Source organism: Chitinophaga sp. (genome assembly GCF_036569185.1).
Classification (GTDB): domain Bacteria; phylum Bacteroidota; class Bacteroidia; order Chitinophagales; family Chitinophagaceae; genus Chitinophaga.
In genome coordinates this window covers 1-6,846 of the sequence record NZ_DATCRD010000361.1, presented here as the reverse complement: position 1 = coordinate 6,846, position 6,846 = coordinate 1, and the positions used below count along the sequence as shown (strand labels likewise).

Annotated in this window: 5 protein-coding genes; all 5 read left to right on the top strand. The window is 47.7% G+C overall.

The features are described from left to right. The first annotated feature begins 9 nt into the window (after positions 1-9). A complete protein-coding gene (locus VIM72_RS32460) occupies positions 10-135 on the top strand; it encodes a DUF4974 domain-containing protein (RefSeq protein ID WP_414649049.1) in 126 nt (41 codons plus the stop codon). A gap of 202 nt (positions 136-337) precedes the next feature. Further along, complete coding sequence (locus VIM72_RS27560) at positions 338-3,652, top strand: SusC/RagA family TonB-linked outer membrane protein (protein WP_332006028.1); 3,315 nt, start codon at positions 338-340, stop codon at positions 3,650-3,652. Between the two features lie 11 nt (positions 3,653-3,663). Continuing rightward, the gene (locus VIM72_RS27555; protein WP_332006027.1) at positions 3,664-5,103 is read left to right on the top strand and encodes a RagB/SusD family nutrient uptake outer membrane protein; all 1,440 of its coding nucleotides are present in this window, start codon (positions 3,664-3,666) and stop codon (positions 5,101-5,103) included. A gap of 30 nt (positions 5,104-5,133) precedes the next feature. Next, positions 5,134-5,889 carry a DUF4843 domain-containing protein gene (locus tag VIM72_RS27550; RefSeq protein WP_332006026.1) on the top strand — a complete coding sequence of 252 codons (756 nt, stop codon included), beginning with the start codon at positions 5,134-5,136 and terminating at the stop codon, positions 5,887-5,889. Positions 5,890-5,917: 28 nt separating this feature from the next. Next, on the top strand, positions 5,918-6,846 hold a 929-nt coding region (locus VIM72_RS27545; RefSeq protein ID WP_332006025.1), incomplete at its 3' end, for a PKD-like family lipoprotein.

The following is a 6,846-nucleotide window of genomic DNA, read 5'->3' as shown; positions in this document are numbered from 1 at the left end:
GATCCCGCAATACTTCACCTGAAATTCAGCGCCGTAATAGCCCGTTCCTCTCAGATCAGCGAGGTGCTGTTGTTGTTGTCGGCCACCGGGGCGGTAAAGTTCAGGGAAGAAGGAAATAAAATTAAAGTATACTGATTTTTTATACCGGCTGTCGTTTTTAGAGTAATCATGCGCACCACCACGCAAGAGGTAAGATCTGTCATGCACTGCAGGCTATGCAGATAATACCTTCATTCAACAACGCGGGTAACCAGAATCTGCACAAATGAAACATTTGTGGCTTTATTATCATTCCCTGCACTTTGGTGGCAGGACAAAGACCAAACCATTATCAACCATGAAGTTTAAAGTTATTTTTCTGCTGTTGACATGCCTGCACCTGGCGGCAACAGGCATCTCACAGATCACGATCTCAAAAAACAGCACCACGCTGGCAGAAGTATTTAAAGAGATCCGGAAACAATCGGGTTATGTATTTATCTATAACAACGACATGTTACCGGAAGAAAAGCGGTTCGACCTGCATGTAAGAAATGCACCGGTGAAAGAAGTACTGGCACAATGCCTGAAAGGACTCCCACTTACGTTTACCATCCGCGATGCCAATACGATTGTGATAAGCCCTTACAGGCCTTCCGGCAGCACAGAAGACCAGGATCAGCCCTTTGTATTGAAAGGCCGTGTGGCCGATGCAAACGGCCAGCCATTACCCGGCGCCAGTGTAATGGTGAAAGGAACCCGCCTCGGTACCTCTACCCAGGCTGATGGCAGTTTCCTGCTCCGTATTCCGGATGAAAAATCCGTTGTCCTCATCACCTTTGTGGGTTTCAAATCACTGGAACTGAAACCCTGGAAGGAAGGAATCCGTACTATCCAGCTGGAACGGGCGGCCGTAGAGATACAGGATGTAGTGGTGCGCACAGGGATGTTCGACAGGAATAAGCTTACCTTTTCCGGCGCAGTAGCCTCTTTCAGCGGAAAGGACTTACGCCGGGTTGGTAACCTCAACGTGATACAAAGCCTGAAAACACTGGACCCTTCTTTCATTGTTACCACCAATAATATCCAGGGCTCCAACCCCAACCGCCTGCCTAATATAGAAGTACGCGGCAAAACAAGCCTTTCATCCAGCACGGTAAGGGACCAGTTTTCCAATGATCCCAACCAACCCCTGTTTATCCTCAACGGGATGGAAACAACCCTGCAACAGATCGTGGATCTCGACATTAACCGGGTAGCTTCCATTACCCTGCTCAAAGATGCGGCATCTACCGCGCTGTACGGCTCCAGGGCCGCCAACGGGGTAGTGATCGTGGAAACCATACAACCCAAACCGGGAGAGCTCAACGTGTCGTACACCACCGATCTCCGCTGGGAAATTCCCGACCTGCGCGATTATAATATGATGAATGCTGCGGAAAACCTGGAATTTCAACGACTGGCAGGACTGTACAGAAGCAGCAACGGCATCTCCGCTATCAACAATGATAACCTTTATAACCAGCGGCTGGCAGCAGTGCGCAGCGGCGTTAACAGCTACTGGCTCAATGTTCCGCTGAGAAACAGTTTTACCAACGGGCACTCGTTGCGCGTAAGCGGCGGCAGCCAGGAATTTCAGTATGGCATAGGCCTCAATTACCGGGGGCTGAACGGCGTAATGAAAGGATCCGCCAGAACCACCTGGGGCGGCACCGTGGACCTGGCCTACCGTAAAAAGAAACTGAATATCACCAACCAGCTGTATATAAATGGCACTAACTCCGATGAATCGCCTTACGGTTCTTTTAACAATTTCGTAAACATCAATCCCTACTACCGGAAAAAAAGAGACGATGGCAGCCTGAATACCGACAGGTACCTGGAAACCTACCTGGTAAACACCAACTCCTTTATTCCCGACACCGTTAAAGTAGGCAACCCCTTATACAACGCTACGCTTAATTCAAAAAATAATACCAATACCCTCATATTCCAGAACAATCTGAACTTCATATACGACTTTACCCGCGCCTGGCGCTTTTCCGGCGGTCTGCAGGTACAAAAAGGAACAACCAAAGGAACCCTTTTTATCCCCGCTTCCAATACCATGTTCGATACGGTAGACACTTACCGCAAAGGCAGGTATACCGATTCAAGGACAGACAACATGAGCTACCAGGCTAACCTGATGCTTACCTACCGGAGAATATTGAATGATGTTCACAGTCTTACCGGGAACGCCAGAACAGAAATGCAGGAACAAAGCCAAACCTATTCCGCTTATACGGCCACCGGCTTTCCCGAAGGCGTAAACCCCAACCCTGCCTTTGCCTATGGCTTCCTGCCCGACAGTAAACCGGTGTACCAGAAAACAACGGTGAGAAGGGTAAACGCACTGGCCAGTGTTAACTATGCTTACGACAACCGCTATTTTGCAGACGTCAATTTCAGGATAGATGGCTCTACCTCTTTTGGCGCTGAAAATAAATACTCTCCTTTCTGGTCGGCAGGCCTGGGCTGGAACATCAGCAGCGAACATTTTTTATCGGACCTGCGGTGGCTGACCATGCTGCGTATCAGGGGCAATATAGGCACCACAGGTAACCAGGCGCTTGGCAGCTATGCTTCCACTTCTGTTTACGGGTATGAAAATAACCTGAACATCTATGGCCAGGGGCTTTACCTTACCCAGCTCGGCAATCCCCTGCTGGAATGGCAGAAAACACAAAGCACCAGCGTTGGTATAGATGCCGCTCTGTTCGACAATCGCCTCACGGCTACTTTCAATGCCTATGAAAAATTATCGAAGCCACTCATCACCAATGGCTCGCTACCCACCTCCTCCGGGGTTTCCACCTATGTGCTGAACGTAGGCAACCTGCGAACCCGCGGTGTGGAAGCTATTGTACGGTATTCCCCCATTTATCAGCCACGGAAAAATATCGTGTGGACGCTGGGTTACACCGGTAGCTTATACAAAAGCCGGTACGAAGGGTTTTCCAACATTCTCAAAAACCTGAATGATGAAGCGCAGAAATCCAATTCCCTGCAACGCTATCTGGATGGTTACAGTCCTGATGAGCTCTGGGCAGTAAAATCCCTCGGTATAGATCCTGCTTCCGGTAAGGAAGTTTTCAGGAAAATAAACGGAGAGAAAACACTGGTATATGATCCTGCCGACATCGTACCACTGGGCAATGGCAGGCCACAAGCAGAAGGTGTGATAAGTTCCAATCTCAATTTCAAAGGATTCCTGTTTGGTATTAATCTCCGTTACAGCATTGGCGCCTATCTCTTCAATTCCGCCCTGTACAATAAAGTAGAGAATATCAGCTTCGACCAGCTGCAATACAACCAGGATAAAAGAGCACTGGAACTTCGCTGGAAACAACCAGGCGATGAAGCCTTGTTTAAAGGCATCAGCCTCACTGATGTAACGCCGATGTCGTCGCGCTTCATCCAGAAAGAAAACTATCTCACCGGCGAATCCATTAACGCGGGTTACGAATTCCGTTCAGTACAATATTCATGGGTGCGGCGCCTGAAACTGCAAACCATCCGGGTAAACGCATATATGAATGATATTTTCCGACTGTCCAATATCAGGGCAGAAAGAGGGATTGATTACCCCTTCAGCAATGCAGTTTCTTTTAGTTTAAACATCTTCTTCTAAAATACTTTTTTATGCAACCGATACAACGCATATTTCCGCTCCTGTTGCTTACTGCTCTCCTGCTTACACTGGCATCGTGCAACAAATACCTGGATGTACAGCCGGAAGACAAGTTCCTGGAAAACCAGGTATACAGCAGTCAGACATCTATCCATAATGTAATCAACGGTATTTATCTCAACCTGGCAAAACCAGCTGTATATGGCCGTGAGCTTACCGCCACCACCCTCGATGTACTGGCCCAGTATTACAACTGTGGTTCGACTTCACATCCATTTTATACAACAGCCGGTTACAAATATGGAGATGCTACCACTATGGGGCATACTGCCGGTATATGGAACAGTTCCTACACGGCCATCCTCAATATTAACCTCTTTATTCACAATCTCGACAGCACGAACAATGTGTTAAGCGCAGAAGAGAAAAATCTGCTGCTGGGAGAAGCATATGGGCTCCGGGCGTTTGTAGCTTTCGATATATTGCGGCTTTTCGGCCCCGTATATGCCACCGACTCCACCAAAGCTGCTATTCCCTATCCTGTTACACCAGATTCAAAAATAGAGACCATGCTGCCTGCCAATACTGTTGTTGCGAATGTGCTGGCAGATATTGCCACAGCCTTAAAGCTGCTGGAACACGACCCCGTGCGTAATGCCGGCGTACAGGCGCCCGATGCTGTTTCAGATAAATTTTTCAGTTTGCGCAACCGCCGTATGAACTACTACGCGGTAAAAACGCTACTGGCCAGGGTATTGCTGTACCGCCGCGATAATACAGGAGCAGCTGCTGTAGCTAACAATATCATCAATGAAGCCACACCCTGGTTTCCCTGGAGCCCGGCAGCGCTTTCTGCACCAGGCATTGCAAACCCCGACCGGATCTTCTCTTCGGAAGTTATTTTCGGACTGGAAAATGCGGATATGTACACCACCCAAACCAGCTGGTTTGCAGCCAACCTGAACACCAGTCTCCTGGCTCCCCTGCCACAAAGGCTTACTGCTATTTACGAGGATTATGCCAACGATTACCGTTACCGGATCAATTTTGATGTAGACAGGACCTCTACGCGTACCGACAAAACTTTTTTCAAGTATGCAGATATACAAAACAAAAACCTGCTTTACCGGAAACTACAGCCGCTCATGCGCCTGACTGAACTATACTACATCGCCATAGAAGGAGAAACAGACGATAACAAGGCAAACATACTGCTGAATACGGTGCGTTATAACAGGGGCCTTCCTCCCCTTACCATCAGCGGCGATAAAAGAGTGCAGCTCACCAAAGAATACCAGAAAGAATTCTGGGGCGAAGGACAACTGTTCTACTATTACAAGCGCATTAACCAATCCAGTATCAACAGCGGCGCTTCTGGTAATGCCACTATTACCATGACGCCGGACAAATACGTAGTACCGCTTCCGTTATCTGAAACCACCTTCAGGTAATCGTCTTCTTAAATGTATCAATACAATAACATGAAATACTTTCCAATATACTTTTTCTTCATTACCGCTTTCGTAACAGGCTGCGCCAAAAGTGAGCTGCTGCACTACACAGACGAAAACAATGTATACTTTTCCTATACGAGGTCAGGTACAAACTTCGATACCATCAATATCAATTTTGCCTTTAGGGGCAATAAAACCGAAGACAGTACCGGTTTCTATGTAAATCTCCTGGGAAAAGTAACAGCAGATAACAGGTTATTTAACATGATCACAGATGAAGTCGCTACTACCGCCATGGTAAACAAACATTATCGTTTGCCCGTTACCGATAGCCTGCTTATTCCTGCGGGCGCCAACCGGAAACTGGTACCCGTAAAAATTCTCCGGCCTTCCGATCTCCGGGAGAAAACAGTGTCTCTTTTCCTGAAGCTTAGTCCAAATAACAACTTCCAGACAAACATGGGCGTTTATAACTATGCGGCCACAAATGTAGTGTCGGCTACCAACCTGGAAATCATCATATCGGATATTCTTCCCAAGCCGGATCTGTGGGACAATAACAGCAGCGCACTTGGCACATATTCACGTAAGAAACTGGAACTGCTCATCGCTAACCAGTCGCTGGTACTAACACGGTTCTACTCAGGTACGCTGTATTCCACCACGCAGCTCGCCAACTATGCACGCCAGTTCCAGGCCTATCTTAACAGCCGGAAGGACGCGGGCGACCCGGTAACAGAAGAAGATGGAACCGAAATGAAAATGGGACCTGCTGTTCAATAACATTCTTTCATTTTATTATCATAAGCAAATGAATACTTATCATTATAAACCAATACTCCTGTTCTTCATTTTTGCATGCCTGCTGACAGCATGTATGAAAGATAAAGGCAACTATAATTATACGCCCATCAACCGCGTTACCATACAGGGCATAGACTCCGCCTACTTACTGGATTACGGCACACGCCTGCAGATTAAACCAGTGCTGAAATTTTCAGATGATGCACATGAGGATACCGCTAACTATACCTATAACTGGGTAGCCGATCACCTGGTGGGATACACGATGGCGCCCACCATCATTTCCACGGCGAGGGACCTGGATACTACCATTACGCTCGACTATGGCCTTTATGCCATGTACTACCGCGTTACAGATAAAAGGACCGGCGTATTCACCGACAGTTACTTTACCCTGAATGTAGGCGCGCCCTCTTATGAAGGATGGATGATGCTGTGCGATATGGAAAACGGTAACAGCCGCCTGGATATGATTTCACACAGGGGCAACACCGATACCCTGTACCCGGATATCCTTAAACAGGTACGTTCTGCCTATAAAACAACCGGCACCCCATCGTTTATAGCTACCCAGTTCTCGATGATAGGAGGCCCCACCAATGGCTCTCTTGGCATATTTGTAGCCACCAGTAAAAATGCGGTATTGCTTGGGCTGGATTCACTTGATTATGTACCTGCTTATGACCTGAAAAATTTCATGTCCGTATCGGACCCCATCACCGACTGGACCGGCGCAGACATAAATCTCCGCTCGTATGGCGGTTTGCTTTACGTTAACAAAAACATATACTCCATGGGATTCAGCTCCTTTACAAATCCCATCAACACCCAGGACGGAGGCACTGCATTGTTCAATGCTTCGCGCTGGATAGCGCAAAATTCCTCAGGATCCGCTATTATCTACAATAACGACAGCAAAACCTTCCTGCGTTATCC

Excerpts from the sequence above, each read along its gene's own strand:
- VIM72_RS27560 (WP_332006028.1), top strand. The coding sequence starts at position 338 with ATGAAGTTTAAAGTTATTTTTCTGCTGTTGACATGCCTGCACCTGGCG.
- VIM72_RS27555 (WP_332006027.1), top strand. The coding sequence starts at position 3,664 with ATGCAACCGATACAACGCATATTTCCGCTCCTGTTGCTTACTGCTCTC.
- VIM72_RS27550 (WP_332006026.1), top strand. The coding sequence starts at position 5,134 with ATGAAATACTTTCCAATATACTTTTTCTTCATTACCGCTTTCGTAACA.